The organism is Robertmurraya sp. (assembly GCF_036676585.1).
Taxonomy (GTDB): domain Bacteria; phylum Bacillota; class Bacilli; order Bacillales; family Cytobacillaceae; genus Robertmurraya_A.
The window spans coordinates 1-21,316 of sequence record NZ_JAKFCQ010000026.1 but is presented as its reverse complement, the minus strand read 5'-3'; the positions used below and the strand labels follow the sequence as shown (position 1 = coordinate 21,316).

The window sequence follows — 21,316 nt, the reverse complement described above, 5'->3', positions numbered from 1 at the left end:
TGAACTTCTTATGACAATGTGTTTCATATTGGCTCATTCGTTGTTAAAAGTACTATAATCGTAGTAGATTAGTTATTCTAATTAACCAAAGGGGATGTTCTACAGTGTTTTCAAACATCGGAGTTCCTGGATTGATCCTTATCCTTGTACTTGCTTTAATTATTTTCGGACCTAAAAAGCTCCCTGAGATTGGTCGTGCATTTGGTCAAACTCTTCGTGAATTTAAAAAATCTACTCGTGAGCTAACAAGTGATGTAATGGAAGAGCTCGATGAGGATAAAAAGAAGAATGCTACGAAATAAGGTGTAAGATATTTCTTACACTTTTTTTCTCGATTACATTTTGTTTATGGTAGGGGACTTACATGGAGGATAAAGAATTACAGCTTGTTGATCATCTTGACGAATTAAGAAAAAGACTTATTGTCTCTATTGTAGCTTTTTTTGGCTTCTTTGTAGTTGGTTTTATTTATGTTGAAGAAATATATCAATGGTTTGTTCGGGACTTAGATGTTAAGTTGATTGCTTTAGGACCGAGCGATATCGTTTGGGTTTATTTCATGTTAGCAGGTTTAATTGCGATTGCAGGTACCATTCCTGTTCTTGCGTTGCAGATATGGTTGTTTGTCAGACCAGCATTAAAGCCTATGGAAAGAAAGATTACTTTGAGTTATATCCCAGCTTTGTTCATTTTATTTATTGTCGGCTTATGCTTTGGATATTTTGTTATTTTTCCGACCGTAATGGGTTTTTTGATTGATTTGAGTGGCGATATGCTTGTTGCTAATTTTACAGCGGACAAGTACTTCCGTTTTATCATGAATATGTCGCTTCCATTTGGATTTTTGTTTGAACTACCTGTTGTCGTAATGTTTTTAACATCTTTAGGAATTGTAAATCCATATGTACTTCAAAAAATACGGAAATATGCATATTTTGTTCTGGTTGTAATTTCTGTAGTCATCTCACCTCCTGATTTTATGAGTGATATTTTAGTGACTATTCCACTTCTTTTTTTATACGAAATCAGTATCAATCTTTCGAAAATTGTTTATAAAAGAAAGTTGAAAAAAGAGAAAGAGTGGGGCTTGGATGAGGATGAGAGAGTAGATTTAGGATAAAAGATCAAACTCACTTTTTTATAAAAGTGGGTTTTTTGTTTTCAAAAGGCCCTTTTTTACATTATAATTAGCTTAATGTGTTCTTAATTAAGAACGAAAGATAATGAAAAAAATGAGGGGTGGTATGGATCGGAAATTATTAGGTTTTCTGTTTATTTATCTCGCTCTTCTGAACGTATTTGACGCTTTTGCTACCGCACATGGATTATCACTCAATAAGATAAGAGAAATGAACCCTTATATGAATGGTATTTATCACATCCATCCACTTTTGTTTTTAACGGTAAAAATATCCTTATCAGTACTTCTCATTTGGATGGGAGTTACTTGGGGGAGTAAGATTCGAAAAAAAAGACTCATATTGTCTCTGATTATTCTATCCTCTATCATTTATACACCGGTTTGTTTTACGCATATTTATTGGATGACCCAGTACTACTTTTCATAATGAAATAAATTTAAATTTTTTCACAACTAGTGTATATTCAGACACACTTCGACAAATAAATATTGTATAATATATACAAACGGGTGAAAAAGAGGATTGATATTTTGCTATTCAAAAGCCTAGAGTTCAAAAATGTTGTTGGACAGAAGGTAAAAGTCATTGAAATTCCAGTATTGGAGGAAGATAGCCCTTATTATTTTTTAATCCAAGTCCGTTTGCAATCATTTATTTCGTCTCTATACCGGGACAAACAGCCGAAGAAATGCTATTCTTTTAGAGACTATTTGAAAAAAGCGTTGAAGTGGCCAGTGTACCAGAATGTATTCCAAGTACCAGAGCTAAAGAATAACGCGTAATTAATGTGTTTGTTTTTCTTTGACATGATTGTCTTTACATGAAGAGTATCGGTACATGCCGATACTCTTTCTTTTTTCGACATTAACCTAGAATTCTGTATAATAGGTAGTGAGATTTTAGCATTAGGATGTGAAGGAATTTGAGTAAAATTAAAATAGTGACTGATTCAACGGTGGATATGTCCGATGAATTAATAAGGAAGTATGATATTGAGGTTGTCCCATTATCTATCCAAATTGAAGGAGAGACTTACTTGGATCGGGTTGATTTAACCCCAAAGGACTTTTTGAATAAGATGAAGGCAGCAGAGGAACTACCTAAAAGTTCACAACCACCTGTTGGCGTATTTGCTGAACTGTATGATCGATTAGGTTCGGAAGGGTATGATGTTCTTTCAATACATATGACTGGAGGAATGAGTGGTACGGTTCAGTCAGCCGAGACGGCAGCATCTATGTCAAAGGCAAATGTAAAGGTTGTTGATTCTCGCTTTATATCGAAAGCCCTTTCATTCCAAGTGATAGAAGCTTCTCAGATGGCTAAAGAAGGAAAAAGTATGGATGAAATATTGACTAGACTCGAGCATATTCGTTCAAATACAAGATTGTTTGTAGTTGTCGATACTCTTGAGAATCTCGTGAAGGGTGGGAGAATCGGAAAGGGAAAGGCAATGATTGGTTCACTTCTTAATATCAAACCAATTGCCTCTCTAGAAGGTGGAGTATATACACCTGTTTCGAAAGCTCGAAGCTACAGTCAAGTAGCTAACTACCTTGCAAAGCAATTTGCTGAAGACACAGCTGGTCATAATATCAAAGGTGTTGGACTCGTCCATGCAGAGGCTCCAGAGTTAAATCAAAAGCTGATCTCAGCCTTAAAAACAATAGCTGATTTTGATTTAATAGATATTGAATATACCACTCCAATCGTTAGTACCCATACTGGGCCAGGTGCCATTGGTTTTATGTACTATTTTGAGTAAATTGCCTGAACATTATCTGTTCAGGTTTTTTTATTTGTTCGACAAATTTTAAACGCTATGTAAAGAATTTATAAAAATATGGAGGAAAGACAAGGATTTTGGATAGTGATGTCGAATAAAAAGGGAGTGAGACCCAATAAAAAGGGAACGGTGTATGTATGAAAAAATGGATCAGGCATCTTTCTTTATACAAGCAAGTTTTATTTTTTTCATTTTTTATTACGTTTGTTGTGATTTTTATGATCTCAAGTTTTAGTTATGCTCTACAGACAAAAAAGGAAATAGAGCAATTGACGGAGCGTGTTGAGGGACTATCAACGTTGTGGACAGCGGTTGTGTCTCCTGATGATGTAGAGAAAACCATTATGTTAAAGGACCCGAATGATCCTGCGGTAAAGAGACTGCAACAACAGGTTAACTTAATTAACGAGAGGAACTCTTCCTATTTTCATAGTGGAATTGTAGCTACTTCAATAAATGAAGATAAAGGAATATATGCCACGGTTGTATCGAATAGTTACGAGGGACTAAAACCTTTTTCTTTTTATAAGTCGGTGGACATTCATATCAACGCTCTGAAGGAAGCTATTGAAGAAAAAAAAGTAGTTAGTACAAAGGTGTATACAGATGATCTTGGCACGTGGTTATCTGCGTTTGCTCCGATACAGAATGAAGAAGGTAAAGTAGTCGGGGTATTAGTCATTGATGCAGAAGCATCTTTTATCAAGAATTCGCAGTTAGAAACGATGTTATATTTAACGGTTGTCTTTGTTATAACGATAGTCATCGTATTCTTTACCCTGAAGTATGTGTTAAACAATGTGATGGAACCCGTTGATGAGATCTTGTATGGATTACACGAGGTAAGTGTCGGAAACTTCAATATACATCTAAGTGGTAAAAAAAATTCAAATCTTGACCCATTATATGAACGGTTTAACTTTATGACCCAACAGTTAGCCATATTGTTTGATAGATTATCCATTTCAAGTCCATTAAATAGCAAGCAAGCCGTATCGGAAGAACAATTACATACATTTGAAGTGGCAATTGGAAAAATGGATACAATCATTAAAGAAACAAAATTACTTAAAGAGCTTCAACGAGCCGAGAAAATGAATGCCATAGGTCAATTAGCTGCTTCCGTTGCTCACGAAATTCGTAATCCAATGACGGTAGTAAAAGGGTTTTTACAAATCTTTTTAGCAAAAGATGGATTGAGTGAAGAAGAGCATATGTACGTAAAATTAATGCTTGAAGAAATGAATCGTGCCGAGAAAATTATTAATGAATATTTATCTTTAGCGAAGCCAGACCTGGAATTTTCAGAAAAAGTTCATGCCGGTGAACTTGCACACAAAGTGATGGATTTAATGAATTCGTATGCACTCATGTCAAAAAGCATTGGGATGAAAACGAACGTGTCAGGCGATGTTTTTATTAAAGGGAATGTTAGTGAGTTAAAGCAGGTACTTATAAATATATTAAAAAATGGGATAGAAGCGATGAAGGACGGGGGCACTCTCAGTTTGTCTGTACGGGAAGAAGGTCACTTTGGTATATTTGAAATCTTTGACACAGGAATTGGGATGAGTGAGGATGAACTTCAAAGATTAGGAACGGCTTTTTATTCCTTGAAGGAAAAGGGCACTGGCATGGGACTAATGGTTTGTTATCAAATCATTGAAAGAATGAGGGGTACTATTGAAGTTGAAAGTCAAAAAGGTGTGGGAACCACTTTTCGAATTATTCTTCCGTTATTTAGGGAATAGAGGAATTTTAGTTCTTTTCCCTTTCATCTTATTATCTCGTTTGCTAGAATAAACTTGAAAAGAATGATGAATGCAGGTGGATAAATGAAGGTCAAGATGTTTAGATGGGTAAGTATGCTGATGGTATTTATTCTTGCAGCATGTGGGAATAATGGGATACCTGATGCGAAAAATTGGCCGGTTGCTGATTTTACGTATACAAATCAGGAAGGCAAGCCCTTTAGTTTAAAGGATCTAGAAGGGAAAATTTGGGTGGCGGATTTTATTTTTACTAACTGTGAGGACGTGTGTCTTCCAATGACGTATAATATGGAAAAGCTTCAGCAGATGGTCAAAGATGAAGGGATTGAAAATGTAGAATTTGTTTCCTTTTCCGTAGATCCTAATGTAGATACACCAGATGTGTTAAAAGAATTTGGCGAGTATTTCAAGGTCGATTTTTCTAACTGGAATTTCCTTACTGGATATGAGCAAACGCATATAGAAGAGTTTGCGATGGATTCATTTAAGACAATAGTTAAAAAACCGACAAATCAGGACCAAGTTATTCACGGAACTGACTTTTATCTGGTTAATCAAGATGGGAAAATTATGAAATATTATACTGGTCTTAATGAAATTCCTTATGAGGAAATTATTAATGATATGAAAGCCCTTCAATAGACCTTTTATAAGGTCTATTTTAGTTTATTTGACAAGCAGTTTCACCATAGACTATACAAAAACCTATAAAGGCGGGTGTTTTTCGTGAGGTGGGCCTTTATTCTTGTTATTACCTTTGTACTTTCTTCTTGCAGTCATATACAAAATCAAAAGTCAGATCAAATACAGCTTAGAGAAACTACGGTAGAAAACAAAGCACCTATTCCTATCGATTTTATTTCCCAACCTTTTCAAATTGTTTCCGTAGGAGATTCTTTAACTCAGGGTGTGGGTGACAGTACAAACCGTGGAGGCTATGTGCCTTATCTTAAGGAATATTTAGAAAAAGAGAAAGGGATAACCACAGCAGAAATCGTTAACTACGGTGTAAGAGGCAATCGAACATCCCAGCTTATTAGTAAACTAAAGACAGATGAAGTGAAAGATTCATTAAAAACCGCTGATATGGTCCTTATCACCATTGGCGGAAATGATGTGATGAAAGTAGTAAGAGAAAATTTTTCTACCTTAGATCTGGAGTTATTTGAAACGGAAAAAAAGCAATTCGAAAAAAATCTTCGAACCATTATTGAATCGATTCGTGAAGTAAATCCTTCAGGTACGGTTGTCTTGATCGGATTGTACAATCCTTTCTACGAGTGGTTTCCCGATGTAGAAGAGATGGATATGATAATGCAGGATTGGAATATAACGAGTCGGACGATATTAACCGACTATGAACGGGCTTATTTTGTCGATATAGCTGATATTTTTCGGGAAAGTGAAGAGAATCTTTTATATACAGATTACTTTCATCCTAATGATCTAGGTTACGAAAAAATTGCTGTGAGAATTTACGAAAATCTTGCATTAGGAATATTGACGGAACGGTATGAGTTGAGATCGACTGCCAGAAATGAGGCAAACACTGATGAATAGTTGGAAAAAACTTTTTATAGCTTTAGTCATGCTTAATATCATCGTTGTAGTTGGGGTGATTTTTTTGATTTTCCTACCTACAAAGGATGAAGAAATTGCTTTAAAGGATATCAATCAGGATGATTATGTACAATTTCATGTTCAATCAAACAAAGCCGATTTAAACAGATTGATCAATCATTATATCGAAGAGCAAGGGCTCAATGAGAGAATCAAATACAACGTCACACTGACTGACCAGGTGGAATTGTACGGAACGATGAAGGTATTTACTCAAGACGTGGAATTAAAACTTACCTTTGAACCAGAGTCTTTAGATAATGGTGATTTGATACTCAGACACAAGACCATCTCGATCGGGCATCTACAATTGCCCGTTCCAGTCGTATTGAAATTCATTCGGGATAGTTATGATATACCTTCTTGGATTACGATTCGACCGAATGATGAAGAGGTGTACGTAAACCTTCATGATCTAAAACTGAAGAGCGATACAAAGGTAAGAGTAAATACTTTTGATTTAAAACGAGATAATATACTGTTTACTCTTCTTGTTCCAATAAAATAGGTGGCTTAACGGCCACCTATTTTATTCTCTCTCCGTTAAAATGATAGGTTCAATGGATGGTTCACCATTACTTAGCCCTACGGCTACAAGTGTGTATACTTGATTTCTTTGGAATGAAAGAGCTGGCAACGGAAGTAGGACATCCTTTGTTCCAGTAGCTCTTACCTCAAGATCGACAGTTAATGGAGACAGGGCTAAATAATCGCTTGAGCGTCTGAACTCAATATTACGGAAAATAACATCACCATTCTTTACGGCTATATCAACTGGTTGAGTATCAGGTGAGAGATGTACAAATCGAACTTTCGTTTCACCGGACGGAATACTCGGATTATCGTCAAGCACTACAAGCTTTAACTTTTCAACCATATCAGAAGCGGCAAGTGTATATTGCTTCCCAGCCTCAACCGTTACCTTTCTACTTAGAACGGTTGATACCATGTCTCCTGCAGGATATATGTCTACTTGATATTTTCCAGCAGGTAATGATAAGTAATTGCTAGTTTCTTTAAATGAAAAATCGCGTAAAATTCGATTTCCATTAATATATACATCAACTTTTGGTGCATCAGGTGAAGCATGTAGTACACGAATTCTAGCGGGTGAATTGCTTTGATAGTAGTTTGCGACTGATTGGGCTCTAAGGGAACTCATTGCTTTGGTCATATACCTAATGTGTTTTTGGTAATAGTGAATATGCATGGATGGATCTAAGTATTTATAATATTGTGCTAATAAATCATACATAGCAGCTTTATGCAAATAGTCATCCTGGTTTCTATAATCAGACAAACCCCTCACTCCTTAAAGGATATTCAGTGTAACATATGCTTTGAAGGTGGGAGAGGTGCCTATGTTTGTTTTTTTGTTTACAGATTCCTGAATATGGGTTATAATACAAATATTATATAAAAGGTGGTGTTGTGTGATGATGAAATCAAGCATTGTATATAGTGTTTCTTGTCAATTTCACACAGCCCAATCAGTTACTAGATAATGGTCGTTTATCCATTCCTTTTCGTACGGTAAAAACCATGGGCTGTGTATGCCTATGGTTTTTTAGTATGTACTTTAGGAGGATAAAAGTTGAATTTACAAACAATCGGATATAATCTTTTTTTTGAACAGGAATTTTCTACTTTTGATAATAATCAAGTGATTGTAGGAAGAATTGCATTAGAACATAAGCATATGTATCGTGTGTTAACAGAGCATGGAGAATTGCTTTGTGAGATTTCAGGTAAATTTGTCTTTCAAGCTGAAAAAAGAGAGGATTATCCTGCAGTCGGTGACTGGGTGGTAATTAAGCCTAGTGTAGATGAAGGAAAGGGGATTATCCAAGCCATTCTTCCTAGACAAAGCAAATTTTCTCGAAAGACAGCAGGAAATGCAACGGAAGAACAAATTGTCGCTACGAATGTGGATACCGTTTTCTTGGTTAACTCTCTAAACGACGATTTGAACTTACGCCGTATGGAAAGATACTTGCTATTAGCTTGGGAAAGTGGTGCTAATCCGGTAATTGTTCTAACAAAAGCAGATTTATGCTCGGATGTTCAGAAGAATGTACAACTAGTGGAAAGTGTTGCGCTAGGTGTACCAATTGTTGTGATAAGTGCGGTGGCAGGTACCGGTTTTGAAGACCTGGAGATCCATTTGCTGCCCGGTAAAACGGTGGCTCTCTTAGGTTCGTCAGGAGTCGGTAAGTCCACACTCACCAATTATTTACTTGGGGCCGAAAAGCAAAAAATTCAAAGTATAAGAGATGCTGATGATAAGGGACGTCATACAACAACCCACAGAGAACTTGTTGTTTTACCGAACGGATCTTTATTAATTGATACGCCAGGTATGAGAGAAATCCAGCTTTGGGAAGGCGGAACTGGTATGGCTGAGAGCTTCTCTGATATTCAAGAGCTTAGTAGTCATTGTAGATATAGAGACTGTAAGCATGAGGATGAGCCTGGTTGTGCAGTTACCGCTGCAATTGAAGAAGGGGTAATGGATCTAGGCCGCTTACAAAGCTTCAAGAAGTTGGAAAAAGAACTGGCCTATCTGGATCGTAAGCTTGATAAAAGAGCTCAATCAGATGAAAAGAAAAAGTGGAAAAAGATTAATAAACAAATGAAACAAAAACGGTGATTCTTACAAAAACCTCTTTTTAAAAGGGGTTTTTTTACTGTATGTAAGCTCCTTGTTTGCATTGAAAGTCTTAATGAAATACTCTATATATGTGTGAGTCATTTGAAAAGAGGTGCCTTATGGAGAAACTTGCGACATTTGCTGGTGGATGCTTTTGGTGTATGGTAAAGCCGTTTGATGAACAGCCTGGAATTATTTCTGTCATCAGTGGCTATACAGGGGGACATAAGGAAAACCCTACGTATGAAGAGGTATGCCGAGAAACAACTGGGCATTACGAGGCTGTACAAATTACGTATGATCCTGAAATATTTTCTTATGAAAAGCTTTTAAGCGTATACTGGCAACAAATTGATCCAACCGATCCGGGTGGCCAGTTTTATGATCGAGGGCAATCGTATGAAACGGCAATCTTTTATCATGACGAAGAACAAAGGGTGTTAGCTGAACAATCTAAGCTAGAATTAGCGCAAAGTGGTCGTTTTTCAAAGCCTATCGCGACAAAAATTTTACCGGCAAAAGAATTTTATACCGCTGAAGATTATCATCAACAATTTTATAAAAAGAACCCAGTACGATATGGAAGATATTCTGAGGGGTCTGGGCGTGCTGCCTTTATTAAGAAAGCTTGGGGGGATGACCAATGACAAAAGAAGGAGATTTAAAAGAGAGATTAACTCCTATGCAATATGAGGTGACCCAAAGAAATGGGACGGAGCCGCCGTTTCGAAATGAATATTGGGATCAGTTTGGTGATGGTATTTATGTAGATATTGTTTCAGGAAAGCCGCTTTTTAGCTCGAAGGATAAATATGATGCGGGATGTGGATGGCCAAGTTTTACAAAGCCTATTGACGAGGAAGAAATTATAGAACAAATGGATCGCAGTCATTTTATGGTTCGTACAGAAGTCCGAAGTAAATCTGCAGATTCTCATCTTGGTCATGTGTTTGATGATGGACCAGGTCCGACGAAGCTAAGGTACTGTATCAACTCTGCAGCACTTCAATTTATTCCCGTTAAGGAACTGGATGAAAAAGGATACGGTAAGTATAAAGTTTTATTTTCATAATACAAAAGGTAAAAGCCATATGCGGCTTTTACCTTTCTTTTTGAGCTTCCATCAATGTTGTTTTCTTCGAGGTCATGCCCCCAGAAAGGATAAATTTCATCGCATCTTCTGGCTTAACATCGATAAATTCAACATCCTCTTTTTTGATTAAAAAGGTGAATCCAGCCACTTGAAAGGTTTGAGGGACGTACACAGCGATATAATCACTTAACGGTTCGTAAAAAACATCAAGATCCTCTGCTGTAACAAACCCAAGGCTTTTCATATTTGTGCCAGGAACGGTTACAAGTGCCACCTTTGAGAAGGATTTTTTCTCACCTAAGAAGGAATGGACAGTATCTTTTATAACCGAATATACGGTTTTCACGAAAGGAATTTTCTCTAATAACCTGTCAATGATTCGGAAGATGGTACCCGTTACAAACTTCGTAGATAAAAAACCTAAAATGGTAATTAACACTAACGTTGCCAAAATTCCGATACCTGGAACGTACGACTCTTTAAAGTACTGCTTCAGGAACCCACCTAATAGTCCATCTAAAAACATGAAGGTTTTATATGTTACGTAAACCACGAGTATGATTGGTACAATCGTTAAAATACCATTCACAAAGCTCTTTAATATACTTTTCATTTTATATAACTCCTAACCTCTTAATATAAAAACATTACAATGTTTATTCGCTTTTGACAAGAGATACACTGTCCGCCTAAACTTTTTCGAGAAAAATGGGCATATACACATGCGGGACAAGAACCTACTACATATTGTAAATATTGTAAAAGGAAAGCTTAATTAGGAGGTATAAACATATGCATTACGGACATGGATGTGACCCTTGTTACCCTGGTTACGGGTACCCTACAGCAGTTTCGCCAGTTGGATGTGGATATGGTGGCGGTTTTGCATTAATCGTTGTCCTTTTCATTCTACTCATCATCATCGGGGCTAGTTTCTACGGAAAAGGATGCTAATATAAACAAAAGCTCGAGTGATAGTTGCTCGAGCTTTTGTTTATATAGTAAAAATACGAACATTATTTTTATGTTTTTAAAAATTGTTCGTATTTATTGTTGACTGAATAATCTATATTTGGTATATTTACACATGGTTAATGGAAATGCGAATATAGATAGTAGCCTCGGAGGGAATACCTTGAAAACAAATTATGATGTTATCGTTGTTGGAGCAGGTCCAGCTGGGATTTTTACATGTTATGAACTTACATTAAAAATGCCAGAAGCATCCATATTATTAATTGATAAAGGTCACGACATATATAAAAGAAATTGTCCCATTTTACAAAAAAAAATCGATAAATGCCCACCAGCAGCTGGTAGGAAGGAATTTGCTGGGTGTCTACCTGCGTGTTCTATTACCAATGGATTTGGGGGAGCTGGTGCATACTCAGATGGAAAGTTTAATATAACAAGTGAGTTTGGTGGCTGGATGACGGATTATTTACCAGATTCACAGGTTGTTGATTTAATAAATTACGTGGACCGGATCAACCTTGACCACGGAGCGACAGAAAGCATCACTGATCCTTTAACTGATAAAGTTAGAGATATCGAGAGACGTGGATATGCTGCTGGCTTAAAGCTTCTTCGTGCTCAAGTAAGACACTTAGGAACAGAACAAAACCTACAAATCCTTCAAAGTATTTACGAATACTTAAAAATAAAGATTGATATGGTTTACAAGGCAGAAGTTGAGGACTTAATCACAGAAAAAACGCCAGATGGTCATAAGGTAACTGGAATTAAATTAAAAGCTGGGGAAAGCTTATCTGCTGAAAAAGTGGTGGTTGCACCAGGACGCGACGGTTCGGTATGGCTGGCTAAGCTATTAAAATCAAGACGTCTAAAAATGATTAATAATCAAGTCGATATTGGTGTTCGTGTAGAAACATCAAATATTGTCATGGAAGAAATTAATGAGCACTTGTATGAAGGGAAATTTACGTTTAATACTTCGGTTGGTACCCGCGTAAGAACCTTCTGTAGCAATCCTTCAGGCCATGTCGTTGTTGAGAATCACTCTGGAATCATGTTAGCGAACGGTCATGCTTACAAGGACCCTAAATTAGGTAGCCCAAATACGAACTTTGCTTTACTTGTATCTCACACCTTCTCAGATCCTTTTGATAAGCCAAATGAGTACGCACATGAAATTTCTAGGCTAGCCAATAGTTTATCTAACGGTGGACTAATTGTTCAAAAGTACGGAGATATTTTAAATGGACGCCGTTCCACTGAAAAGCGTATTAAAGAGGGCTTTTTAGAGCCGACACTTAAAGAAGCAGTACCGGGAGATCTAGGGTTAGTGCTTCCATATAATACACTGAAGAGTTTAATTGAAATGACAGAAGCGCTAAATCATGTATCGCCAGGTCTTGCTTCTGAGCACACATTATTCTACGGTGTGGAAGCGAAGTTTTACTCCGCACGACCAAAGTTAAATGATCGTTTTGAAACGGAAATTAGTGGACTTTATGTTGGTGGAGATGGAGCAGGGATCACTCGTGGGTTGGCTCAAGCTAGTGCGTGTGGCGTTTGGATTGCTAGGGATATCATTGAGAAATCAACTAAAAGAACAAACACGGAACCAGTTTTGGTATAATAAGATGGACCTGTCAAAAGATGGCAGGTCCTTTTTATCGATTATTTATAAAGGGGGATGGATTGTGGTGGGGATGATTCCACGGCGGTTACAACCAGGTGATGAGGTTAGAGTCATATCACCTTCAAGAAGTATGGCCATATTAAAGGAAAAACAGGTGGATATATCAAAAAGTCGATTAGAAGCATTAGGCTTTCATGTAACGTTTGGAAAACATGTACATACACACGATGAGTTTTTTAGTACCAGCATCGAGGAGCGGATAGAAGATTTGCATAACGCATTTCTTGATCAGAACGTAAAAGGGATTTTTACAGCAATAGGCGGTTATAACGCGAATCAACTGCTTAAATATATAGATTTTAACATCATAAAAAATAATCCTAAGGTGCTTATCGGTTATAGTGATATTACCGCTTTAAATTTATCTATCTATCAAAAGACGGGGTTGGTTACCTACTCCGGTCCACATTTTTCTTCCTTTGGAATGAAGCATGGTTTTGAATATACAATGGATTCCTTTATCCAAGCGGTTACAAATGATGCGCCTTATGAGGTATTTCCATCAGAGTTTTGGAGTGATGATCCTTGGTATTTAGACCAAGAGGATCGCCATTTTCATGAGCAAAAGGAGTACCTAGTTCTACAAGAAGGAAACGCAGAAGGTACACTTATTGGAGGTAATCTGTGTACCTTGAATCTGCTTCAGGGCACCGAATTTATGCCTTCCCTCAAAGGAAGTATCTTGTTTATTGAAGATGACTACGAGTCGCATGCTCTTACCTTTGACCGAGATTTACAATCGGTTTTACATTTATCTGGTGCCGAAGACATCCAAGCCATACTAATTGGAAGATTTCAAAAGGATTCACAGGTGACAGAGGAAGCATTACGTAAAATAATTTCCTCAAAGAGGGAGATTTCTCACATACCGGTTATCGCAAATGTAAACTTTGGACATGTCAGTCCCATAGCCACCATTCCAATTGGTGGTAAAGCAACCATTGAAGCGAAGGAAGGCAGCTGCTTCATACAAATAGATCAATAATAGGAGTTAGAAGGAGCCATATTAATTTGTTTGGTTCCTTTTTGTTTCTAGAAAACATGAATTAGGCACTAAAAACCAGTTTGCAAAGAAAGATTTCCACTTCTTACTCATACAATCTTATAAGGCATCGCTTACGCTTGTATGAACGGGGGAGTCAAATGGAGCATTCATATTTAATTAAACCGCTGCTTGATGCGGTATATCCAACAATAGATTATGGGAAGGGCATTTATTTATATGACAAGGAAGGGAAGAGGTATGTCGATGCTTCATCTGGTGCGGTAACAGCCAATATTGGTCATGGTGTACCGGAAATTATCGATGCGATGGTTCAACAAGCTACACGGGTGTCCTTTGTCTACCGATCGCAATTTACTAGTGAAGTAGCGGAAGCACTTGCTAGAAAAATTGCTGAACAATGTGTTGGGGCTTTGAACTGGAGTTTTTTTGTAAATAGTGGCTCAGAAGCAACAGAGACGGCTATGAAAATAGCAATTCAGCATTGGCAGGAAAAAGGGGTTAAAACGAAAAATAAAGTCCTTTCTCGATGGGTTAGTTATCATGGTATCACGCTTGGTGCATTATCGATGTCAGGTCATACGTTGAGGAGAGCAAGATTTGTCCCTCTACTTGAGGATTTTCCCGCCATACAACCTCCTTATTGTTACCGTTGTCCATATAACTTAGAGCCCACCTCCTGTAAGTTTGCCTGTGCAACTGAACTAGAAAATGTGATTGAAAAAATAGGAGCAGACCAAATTGCTGCTTTTATCGCAGAGCCGGTGATTGGGGCCGCGGGTGGGGCAATATCACCGCCAGTTGGTTATTATAAAGTAATAAAAGAAATATGTGATCGACATCATATTCTTTTTATCGCAGATGAAGTAATGACTGGATTTGGCCGGACAGGCAAAATGCTAGCTTGTGAGCACTGGGGAGTGGAGCCAGATATAGTCGCGCTTGGCAAAGGAATGGGAGCAGGTTATGCACCTATTGCTGCTGCTTTAGTGAGTGACAAAGTGATGGAACCAATCTTGGCTGGAACAAAAAGTGTAATGAGTGGTCACACCCTAAGTGCGAACCCACAATCATGCGCGGTTTCACTAGCAGTCATGGAATATTTACAAAATAATAGAATTATAGAGCAAGTTGAATTGAAGGGCTTTTATTTATTTCATCATTTACAAGAAATAAAAGAAGAATTTTCATTTATTGGAGATATTCGGGGTAAAGGATTGTTAATCGGGATTGAATTTGTTCAATCGGTAGAAAATAAAGAGCCTTTTCCAAGAGGAGATCAAGTAACAAATAAAATGATTCAGCTCGGGGCTAACAATGGCTTACTGCTTTACCCTTCAGCTGCTGGGCTTGACGGAATTCATGGAGATGCTATTATCCTTGCTCCGCCCCTGACGATTTCTAAGGACGAGATCGATGAATTACTAATTCTTCTGCGTAAAACCTTCCTAGACTTTTCCAATGAATATTTAGAGGGGGGAGGTAAATCATGAAAAATCGCTTCAATAAGATTACCACTGTAGAAAAAGTATTAGATTTATTTCATGACGGTGGAACAATTATGTTTGGTGGTTTTGGTGGGGTTGGTTCTCCGCCATCTATTATTGAAGGAATGCTCAATAAAGGGATTAAGGATTTAACACTTATTGGAAATGATACCGGATTTCCACATATAGGGATTGGGAGGCTTGTAGCAAACGGGCGAGTAAAAAAAGTCATTGCTTCTCATATTGGTTCCAATCCTGTTGCAGGGCAACTAATGACAGAGGGAACTCTTGAAGTCGAATTTTCACCTCAAGGAACGTTAGTAGAGAGAATTAGAGCGGGTGGCGTAGGAATTCCAGCTTTTCTAACTGATATTGGAATGGACAGTGACTTTGTGTCAACCAATAAAGAGAAAGTGGTGTTAGAGGGAAAAAGTTATTTACTAGAGACAGCATTAAGTGCGCCTATATCGATTGTCTATGCGAAGAAGGCAGATGAATATGGCAACCTTATTTATGATAAAAGTGCAAGAAATACCAATCCATTGGTAGCAATGGCTGGAGATATTACGATCGCAGAGGTGGAGGAAATCGTTGAAGTGGGTGAACTTCATCCGGATGAAATCGTCACACCTGGAGTGTTTGTCAATTATATTGTACCGACGGAAGGGGTGAACTGGAAATGGGTATGGGAATAGGTATCCGTGATCAAATGGCCAAAAGAGCTGCGGCAGAAATCAAAGAAGGCATGGTGGTCAATTTAGGGATAGGCATTCCCTCGCTTGTTCCGAATCATCTTCCATCAGAAATAAATGTCATGTTTCATGCGGAGAATGGAATCGTTGGGATGGGGCCTTCACCAGAACATGGGGAAGAGGATGAAAACCTTTGTAATGCTGGAGGATACCCGGTTAGTTTAGTTAGTGGTGGTTCTTATTGTGATAGTGTCATTGCATTTGGAATGATACGTAGGGGAATCGTGGATATCACCATTTTAGGAGCATTGCAGGTAAGTGAAAAAGGAGATTTAGCGAACTGGATTGTTCCGGGTAAAAAAATACCTGGTATGGGCGGTGCGATGGAACTTGCACAGAAAGCGCAGAAGGTGATCGTATTAATGAACCATACGGATAAAGCGGGAAATAGCAAAATTGTAAAAGAATGCTCTTTTCCATTAACCTCTCGGGCATGTGTGGATATGATTATCACGGATATGGCCGTCTTTCATGTGACTGATAAAGGTTTAGTTTTAAGTGAGGTTTTTCAACCATATACATTGGATCAAGTTCGAGAGTGTACCAATTGTTCATTTTTTTGTAAGTAACACAATAGATAAAGGGGCGAAGAGGGATGGAAGAGGAGCTTCGCAAAGTTAGAAAGTGGATTAAAAGGAATCGCGTACATGCAACTAGACTTCTTCAAAAGCTTGTACAAGAGGGAAGTGTAAGGGGGAAGGAAGCTGCTGCTCAAGCAATAATTATTGAAAAGTGCAGAGAACTAGGTCTTCAGCTCGATATTTGGGAGATTGGTGATAAGACCCTTATGAACCATCCTGCTTACTGCTCGGATCGAAAGGATTATACTGGGAATCCGAATGTTGTTGGTGTTTTGAAGGGTACTGGAAACGGTAAATCATTAATTCTAAACGGTCATATTGATGTGGTGCCAGAAAATAACTTGGCTGAGTGGAAGGATGACCCTTTTAGTGGCTTAATCGAAGAGGGAAGATTATATGGTCGTGGGTCCACAGACATGAAGGGAGGAACGGTGGCCCTTCTTCTTGCGATGGAAGCGATTATTGCTGCAGAGATACAGCTGAAAGGTGATATCATTTTCCAGAGTGTGATAGAAGAAGAAAGTGGGGGTGCGGGAACCTTGGCCGCCGTGCTAAGGGGATATCTGGCGGATGGAGCGATTATTCCTGAGCCTACAAATCTGAAAATCTTTCCAAAGCAGCAAGGCTCTATGTGGTTTCGTGTGACTGTTAAAGGACGCTCAGCACATGGGGGTACTAGGTATGAAGGGGTAAATGCAATTGAAAAGGGAATATTGGTGATCAATCAGTTGAATGAGCTAGAAAAGGTTCGGAATAGTAGAATTGTAGATCCATTATATAAAAATATACCCATTCCCATCCCGATAAATATCGGGAAGATTCATAGCGGGGATTGGCCATCCTCCGTTCCAGATATTTGTATAATAGAGGGAAGAATTGGTGTAGCACCAGACGAAAAAATGTCTGCCGTCCAGGCTGAACTAGAACATTCATTGCAGGAGCTCGAAAAGAAGGACATTTGGTTTAAAGACTATCCAACCAAGGTTGAGTGGTTTGGTGGAAGGTGGATCCCCGGCGATTTAGAAATAGAACATCCGTTACTTACTACTCTTGAGTCATCCTATAGAGAAGTTATGGGATCTTCCCCTGTTATTGAAGCTTCCCCATGGGGTACAGATGGAGGAGTACTATCAAAAATTGGAGATATTCCAGTGGTAATTTTCGGTCCAGGCGTAACAGAGGTCGCTCATGATGCGAACGAATATATTGTTTTAGAAGATTTATTTACCAGTGCTGATATCATTGCTACTACCATCCTGAATTGGTGTGAAGTAAGTGGAAGTGATTCATAGATTGTATAGAAATAATGAAGAAAGTCTGACCAAGTATTTGGTCGGGCTTTCCCTTTAGGAGGAGATACGATGAATCAGTTGCCAGCTTATCGTACAGTTGAGGAAAGTGGGATTCGATTCGAAGTTTACATGGATGTTTTTAATAAACGTGTACGAGTGGATCATTATGTGGGGGACCCCTACCTCGTCATCCAAACTACTGAAGAGCTTGCAAAACAGGCGAATAGTGAAAAAATAATTATGAAAGGAAAATTTGAGGACTACAAAATATTTTTAGAAAAGGGATATAGGAATGAAGCGATCATAGATGGGTATTTTTTAGGATCGGATGGATATTTTTTTTGTAAATACCTTGAGCCGGACAGAGCTTTTACCGCTCATCTTCAAGTGGAAGAAGATATCATTGCTTCTGTCCAGCATCTAAAGAGGTCGTCACAAGTGATTATGCCACCAGCAGATTACAAGATTATGAAAGTGGGTGAGAAGGAAGCGGAAATGCTTTCGGATTTGTATCGAGAGGTATTTCAAATTTATCCCACTCCCCTGCATGATCCGGAATATGTGAAAAAGACAATGAAAGAAGGTACCATCTACTATGCATTTATGTATCATCATGAAATGATTAGTGCCGCATCTGCTGAAGTGAATTCCTTGTTTCGTAACGCAGAATTAACGGATTGCGCGACTAAGAAGGAACACCGAAAATTTGGATTAATGAAGATCCTTTTGAAAAAGCTTGAAGAAGACTTATTTGAACAACAAATCTATTGTTCCTACTCTATAGCAAGGTCGCTTTCCTTTGGCATGAATGCCGTTCTCCACCAATTAGGCTATCAATACCGAGGACGGTTAGTGAACAATTGTTACATTTTTGATAAGCTGGAAGACATGAATGTTTGGGTGAAAAATTTATCCACCTACCAAGCTGCCGAAAATTAATATAAAGTGACAGTTTTTCGGCACATAGGCATATATATGCTTTAGGTGGGTGATGACGATGTTTGAAACAAGCAGTATTTCCATCGAAGTAGTGACGGAAATCTTAAAGGGCGTTGATGAGGGAATTCACGTTGTGGATCTAAACGGCAAGACGATTTTTTATAACGAGGTGGCCGCCCAACACGATGGATTAACGGTGGGTGAAGTAATAGGGAAGCCGTTATTGGAAGTGTTTCCATCGTTAACTGAAAAGACGAGCACGTTATTAAGAGTACTGAAGTCTAGAAAAGAAATTGTGAATGTGGCTCAATCTTATTCCAATATTCATGGAAAAAAGATTGAAACGATCAACTCAACAATTCCTATTTGTGTACACGGCGATTTTTTTGGTGCGATGGAAATAGCAAAGGATTATTCCAGCATAAAAAGACTGTCTGAACAATTATTGGATTTACAAAAAGAAAAACAAGTGATGAATCCAAAGAAAAAAAGCAAAAGCACCGTTAAGTATACCTTTGATGATTTACTAACAGAAAACAATGAGTTTCTTCAATTAAAAAAAGAAGCTTATAAGCTAGCAAAATCGCAATCATCGATATTAGTTTATGGAGAAAGTGGTACAGGGAAAGAATTATTTGTTCAAGGGATACACGATGCCTCTGTTCGAAGAAATGCCCCTTTTATTGTTCAAAATTGCGCTGCCATTCCAGAAACATTACTCGAGAGTATTCTTTTTGGTACAGCAAAAGGGAGTTATACGGGAGCAGTTGACCGACCTGGATTGTTTGAGCTTGCGGATGGAGGGACGCTGTTTTTGGATGAGCTTCATGCCATGCCAATTGATTTGCAAGCAAAGCTATTACGTGTTCTTGAAGACGGAATGATTCGGCGTATTGGTTCCTCGAAAAGTGTACAGGTAGACGTTCGGGTGATCGCTGCAATGAATGTCCATCCGAGAAAAGCACTGGAAGAAAAGCTGATAAGAACGGATATCTTTTACCGGTTAAATGTATTAACATTTGAGCTAATGCCGCTCCGGAAAAGACCAGAAGACATTAAATTTTTATCGAATAAATTTCTCGATCACTATAATGGAGTTCTTCAAAAAAATATACAAGGTGTGTCTACTGAAGTTATGACCATATTTCACTCCTACGATTGGCCAGGGAATGTACGGGAGCTCAAGCATACGATCGAGTATATGATGAATGTTTGTGAAGATACAAGTTTGGGTATGGAACATCTACCTGCGATGCTGAAAGGAAATGCCTCTGTTTCTAGGAAAGTCATCCAAAGTTACTCTCTAAAGGAACAAATAGAGGAGTTTGAAAAGAATATGATTTGCGCTGCCCTTGAGCAAACAAGTGGAAATATAAAGCAAGCCGCAAAAGTACTGAAAATCCCAAGACAAACCCTTCAATACAAAATTCAAAAGTACGAATTGCAAGGTGCCGAATAATCGGCACCTTTTTGTATGGAAATTAAGATGTAGATCCCCATGGAGAGAGAAAAAAGAGGTTGAATGGTAACTGAATAGGAGTTTCAGTGCCCATAGAAGAGAAAAATAAAGCTTTGCGGTAACTGAACAGGAGTTTCAGTGCCTGTAGAAGAGAGAAATGGAGCTTTACGGTAACTGAACAGGAGTTTCAATGCCCGTAGGAGAGAAAAATTGAGCTTTACGGTAACTGAGGCTCCTTCAAAACAGCGCCCCCGGTTATTAAGTTTTGGCACAAAACTTGCATGGTTTATGTAAAGCATGTTAGGGAGGAATGAAAAATGAAACATTCATTATATAAACCAGATCGTCATTGGTCTTCGATAGAGCTTTGGAAGGATGTTACGGAGGAGCAGTGGAATGATTGGATTTGGCAACTGACCAATACGATTCGAACATTGGATGATTTACGAAAAGTTATTAACCTAACCCCTGACGAAGAAGAAGGAGTTAAAATCTCAACAAAAACCATTCCGCTTAATATAACTCCATATTATGCATCGTTAATGAATCCAGATGATCCAAGATGTCCGATTAGAATGCAGTCTGTTCCTATTTCGAAAGAGATTGTTAAAACAAGATACGATCTGGAGGATCCTCTCCACGAAGATGAAGATTCCCCAACACCTGGTTTGACACATCGTTATCCAGATCGAGTGTTATTCCTCGTGACAAACCAATGCTCGATGTATTGTCGCTACTGTACGAGACGCCGCTTTTCCGGTCAAATCGGAATGGGAGTTCCGAAAAAGCAATTGGACGGGGCAATCAGTTATATTAGAAATACGCCACAAATAAGAGATGTTCTCATTTCTGGTGGAGATGGACTTTTGATCAATGATAATGTACTTGAATATATCTTAAAGAACTTAAGAGAGATAGATCATGTTGAAATCATAAGAATAGGTACTAGAGCACCAGTTGTATTTCCACAGCGAATCACAGAAAATTTGTGTAATATCTTAAAAAAGTACCACCCAGTTTGGTTGAATACTCACTTTAATACATCAATTGAAATTACAGAGGAATCTAAAAAGGC

At 38.2% G+C, this 21,316-nt stretch carries 24 protein-coding genes; 22 read left to right on the top strand and 2 right to left on the bottom strand.

Annotation, left to right across the window (positions count from 1 at the left end; translation table 11 throughout):
* Positions 1-104 precede the first annotated feature (104 nt).
* The 9 genes from ACGLXV_RS02765 to ACGLXV_RS02725 all read left to right on the top strand — a co-directional run bounded on the left by ACGLXV_RS02765 (position 105) and on the right by ACGLXV_RS02725 (position 6,828).
* Complete coding sequence (locus tag ACGLXV_RS02765; protein WP_119708849.1) at positions 105-302, top strand: twin-arginine translocase TatA/TatE family subunit; 198 nt, start codon at positions 105-107, stop codon at positions 300-302.
* A gap of 62 nt (positions 303-364) precedes the next feature.
* Positions 365-1,120, top strand: a complete 756-nt coding sequence (gene tatC, locus ACGLXV_RS02760; protein WP_391557386.1) for a twin-arginine translocase subunit TatC — start codon at positions 365-367, stop codon at positions 1,118-1,120.
* Positions 1,121-1,244: 124 nt separating this feature from the next.
* Positions 1,245-1,568: a DUF5658 family protein gene (locus ACGLXV_RS02755; protein ID WP_391557385.1), complete on the top strand. Its 324-nt coding sequence runs from the start codon at positions 1,245-1,247 to the stop codon at positions 1,566-1,568.
* A gap of 104 nt (positions 1,569-1,672) precedes the next feature.
* Positions 1,673-1,924: a DUF2535 family protein gene (locus tag ACGLXV_RS02750; protein ID WP_391557384.1), complete on the top strand. Its 252-nt coding sequence runs from the start codon at positions 1,673-1,675 to the stop codon at positions 1,922-1,924.
* A 140-nt stretch (positions 1,925-2,064) separates the two neighbouring features.
* The gene (locus ACGLXV_RS02745) at positions 2,065-2,907 is read left to right on the top strand and encodes a DegV family protein (protein WP_391557383.1); all 843 of its coding nucleotides are present in this window, start codon (positions 2,065-2,067) and stop codon (positions 2,905-2,907) included.
* A 158-nt stretch (positions 2,908-3,065) separates the two neighbouring features.
* Complete coding sequence (locus ACGLXV_RS02740; RefSeq protein WP_119708844.1) at positions 3,066-4,679, top strand: ATP-binding protein; 1,614 nt, start codon at positions 3,066-3,068, stop codon at positions 4,677-4,679.
* A gap of 84 nt (positions 4,680-4,763) precedes the next feature.
* Positions 4,764-5,342, top strand: a complete 579-nt coding sequence (locus ACGLXV_RS02735; protein ID WP_119708843.1) for an SCO family protein — start codon at positions 4,764-4,766, stop codon at positions 5,340-5,342.
* An 84-nt stretch (positions 5,343-5,426) separates the two neighbouring features.
* Entirely contained in the window at positions 5,427-6,260 is an 834-nt protein-coding gene (locus ACGLXV_RS02730) for an SGNH/GDSL hydrolase family protein (RefSeq protein WP_391557382.1), read from the top strand.
* A complete protein-coding gene (locus tag ACGLXV_RS02725; protein WP_391557381.1) occupies positions 6,253-6,828 on the top strand; it encodes a YpmS family protein in 576 nt (191 codons plus the stop codon). The genes ACGLXV_RS02730 and ACGLXV_RS02725 overlap by 8 nt, the downstream gene beginning before the upstream one ends.
* A 21-nt stretch (positions 6,829-6,849) precedes the next feature.
* Here ACGLXV_RS02725 and ACGLXV_RS02720 read toward each other — a convergent pair whose 3' ends face one another.
* Positions 6,850-7,620, bottom strand: coding sequence for a DUF4397 domain-containing protein (locus ACGLXV_RS02720; protein ID WP_119708842.1), 771 nt, complete (start codon positions 7,618-7,620; stop codon positions 6,850-6,852).
* Positions 7,621-7,914: 294 nt separating this feature from the next.
* Here ACGLXV_RS02720 and rsgA point away from each other — a divergent pair, with 294 nt between their 5' ends.
* From rsgA to msrB, 3 genes are all read left to right on the top strand, one after another.
* Positions 7,915-8,970 (top strand): ribosome small subunit-dependent GTPase A, encoded by a 1,056-nt coding sequence (rsgA, locus tag ACGLXV_RS02715; RefSeq protein WP_240390589.1) that lies wholly within the window; start codon positions 7,915-7,917, stop codon positions 8,968-8,970.
* 119 nt (positions 8,971-9,089) lie between these two features.
* Positions 9,090-9,617: a peptide-methionine (S)-S-oxide reductase MsrA gene (msrA, locus tag ACGLXV_RS02710; protein ID WP_119708841.1), complete on the top strand. Its 528-nt coding sequence runs from the start codon at positions 9,090-9,092 to the stop codon at positions 9,615-9,617.
* Positions 9,614-10,042 (top strand): peptide-methionine (R)-S-oxide reductase MsrB, encoded by a 429-nt coding sequence (gene msrB, locus ACGLXV_RS02705; RefSeq protein ID WP_391557380.1) that lies wholly within the window; start codon positions 9,614-9,616, stop codon positions 10,040-10,042. The genes msrA and msrB overlap by 4 nt, the downstream gene beginning before the upstream one ends.
* 28 nt (positions 10,043-10,070) lie before the next feature.
* Here msrB and ACGLXV_RS02700 read toward each other — a convergent pair whose 3' ends face one another.
* Positions 10,071-10,676 carry a DUF502 domain-containing protein gene (locus tag ACGLXV_RS02700; RefSeq protein ID WP_391557379.1) on the bottom strand — a complete coding sequence of 202 codons (606 nt, stop codon included), beginning with the start codon at positions 10,674-10,676 and terminating at the stop codon, positions 10,071-10,073.
* A gap of 179 nt (positions 10,677-10,855) precedes the next feature.
* On the opposite strand from ACGLXV_RS02700, the gene ACGLXV_RS02695 reads away from it, so the two are divergent.
* From ACGLXV_RS02695 to ACGLXV_RS02650, 10 genes are all read left to right on the top strand, one after another.
* Complete coding sequence (locus ACGLXV_RS02695) at positions 10,856-11,017, top strand: YjcZ family sporulation protein (protein WP_119708838.1); 162 nt, start codon at positions 10,856-10,858, stop codon at positions 11,015-11,017.
* Between the two features lie 181 nt (positions 11,018-11,198).
* A complete protein-coding gene (locus tag ACGLXV_RS02690) occupies positions 11,199-12,665 on the top strand; it encodes an NAD(P)/FAD-dependent oxidoreductase (RefSeq protein ID WP_391557378.1) in 1,467 nt (488 codons plus the stop codon).
* A 73-nt stretch (positions 12,666-12,738) separates the two neighbouring features.
* Entirely contained in the window at positions 12,739-13,713 is a 975-nt protein-coding gene (locus ACGLXV_RS02685; protein ID WP_391557437.1) for a S66 family peptidase, read from the top strand.
* Between the two features lie 158 nt (positions 13,714-13,871).
* Positions 13,872-15,224 (top strand): aspartate aminotransferase family protein, encoded by a 1,353-nt coding sequence (locus tag ACGLXV_RS02680; RefSeq protein ID WP_391557377.1) that lies wholly within the window; start codon positions 13,872-13,874, stop codon positions 15,222-15,224.
* The gene (locus tag ACGLXV_RS02675) at positions 15,221-15,913 is read left to right on the top strand and encodes a CoA transferase subunit A (RefSeq protein ID WP_119708835.1); all 693 of its coding nucleotides are present in this window, start codon (positions 15,221-15,223) and stop codon (positions 15,911-15,913) included. Before ACGLXV_RS02680 ends, ACGLXV_RS02675 begins: the two co-directional genes overlap by 4 nt.
* Positions 15,898-16,539: a 3-oxoacid CoA-transferase subunit B gene (locus tag ACGLXV_RS02670; protein ID WP_119708834.1), complete on the top strand. Its 642-nt coding sequence runs from the start codon at positions 15,898-15,900 to the stop codon at positions 16,537-16,539. Before ACGLXV_RS02675 ends, ACGLXV_RS02670 begins: the two co-directional genes overlap by 16 nt.
* A 26-nt stretch (positions 16,540-16,565) precedes the next feature.
* On the top strand, positions 16,566-17,843 hold the full coding sequence (locus tag ACGLXV_RS02665) for a peptidase (protein WP_119708833.1): 1,278 nt from the start codon (positions 16,566-16,568) through the stop codon (positions 17,841-17,843).
* A gap of 69 nt (positions 17,844-17,912) precedes the next feature.
* Positions 17,913-18,782: a putative beta-lysine N-acetyltransferase gene (ablB, locus tag ACGLXV_RS02660; RefSeq protein ID WP_391557376.1), complete on the top strand. Its 870-nt coding sequence runs from the start codon at positions 17,913-17,915 to the stop codon at positions 18,780-18,782.
* 58 nt (positions 18,783-18,840) lie between these two features.
* Positions 18,841-20,241: a sigma-54 interaction domain-containing protein gene (locus ACGLXV_RS02655; protein ID WP_391557375.1), complete on the top strand. Its 1,401-nt coding sequence runs from the start codon at positions 18,841-18,843 to the stop codon at positions 20,239-20,241.
* A 317-nt stretch (positions 20,242-20,558) separates the two neighbouring features.
* The coding region (locus tag ACGLXV_RS02650) for a KamA family radical SAM protein (protein WP_391557374.1) at positions 20,559-21,316 on the top strand (758 nt) is incomplete at its 3' end.

Bases quoted from the DNA above. Each gene is read 5' to 3' on its own strand.
- ACGLXV_RS02680 (WP_391557377.1), top strand. From the start codon at position 13,872: ATGGAGCATTCATATTTAATTAAACCGCTGCTTGATGCGGTATATCCA.
- tatC (WP_391557386.1), top strand. From the start codon at position 365: ATGGAGGATAAAGAATTACAGCTTGTTGATCATCTTGACGAATTAAGA.
- ACGLXV_RS02755 (WP_391557385.1), top strand. From the start codon at position 1,245: ATGGATCGGAAATTATTAGGTTTTCTGTTTATTTATCTCGCTCTTCTG.
- ACGLXV_RS02675 (WP_119708835.1), top strand. From the start codon at position 15,221: ATGAAAAATCGCTTCAATAAGATTACCACTGTAGAAAAAGTATTAGAT.
- ACGLXV_RS02655 (WP_391557375.1), top strand. From the start codon at position 18,841: ATGTTTGAAACAAGCAGTATTTCCATCGAAGTAGTGACGGAAATCTTA.
- ablB (WP_391557376.1), top strand. From the start codon at position 17,913: ATGAATCAGTTGCCAGCTTATCGTACAGTTGAGGAAAGTGGGATTCGA.
- ACGLXV_RS02685 (WP_391557437.1), top strand. From the start codon at position 12,739: ATGATTCCACGGCGGTTACAACCAGGTGATGAGGTTAGAGTCATATCA.
- ACGLXV_RS02700 (WP_391557379.1), bottom strand. From the start codon at position 10,676: ATGAAAAGTATATTAAAGAGCTTTGTGAATGGTATTTTAACGATTGTA.
- ACGLXV_RS02740 (WP_119708844.1), top strand. From the start codon at position 3,066: ATGAAAAAATGGATCAGGCATCTTTCTTTATACAAGCAAGTTTTATTT.
- msrA (WP_119708841.1), top strand. From the start codon at position 9,090: ATGGAGAAACTTGCGACATTTGCTGGTGGATGCTTTTGGTGTATGGTA.
- ACGLXV_RS02725 (WP_391557381.1), top strand. From the start codon at position 6,253: ATGAATAGTTGGAAAAAACTTTTTATAGCTTTAGTCATGCTTAATATC.
- ACGLXV_RS02670 (WP_119708834.1), top strand. From the start codon at position 15,898: ATGGGTATGGGAATAGGTATCCGTGATCAAATGGCCAAAAGAGCTGCG.
- ACGLXV_RS02665 (WP_119708833.1), top strand. From the start codon at position 16,566: ATGGAAGAGGAGCTTCGCAAAGTTAGAAAGTGGATTAAAAGGAATCGC.
- msrB (WP_391557380.1), top strand. From the start codon at position 9,614: ATGACAAAAGAAGGAGATTTAAAAGAGAGATTAACTCCTATGCAATAT.
- ACGLXV_RS02695 (WP_119708838.1), top strand. From the start codon at position 10,856: ATGCATTACGGACATGGATGTGACCCTTGTTACCCTGGTTACGGGTAC.
- ACGLXV_RS02735 (WP_119708843.1), top strand. From the start codon at position 4,764: ATGAAGGTCAAGATGTTTAGATGGGTAAGTATGCTGATGGTATTTATT.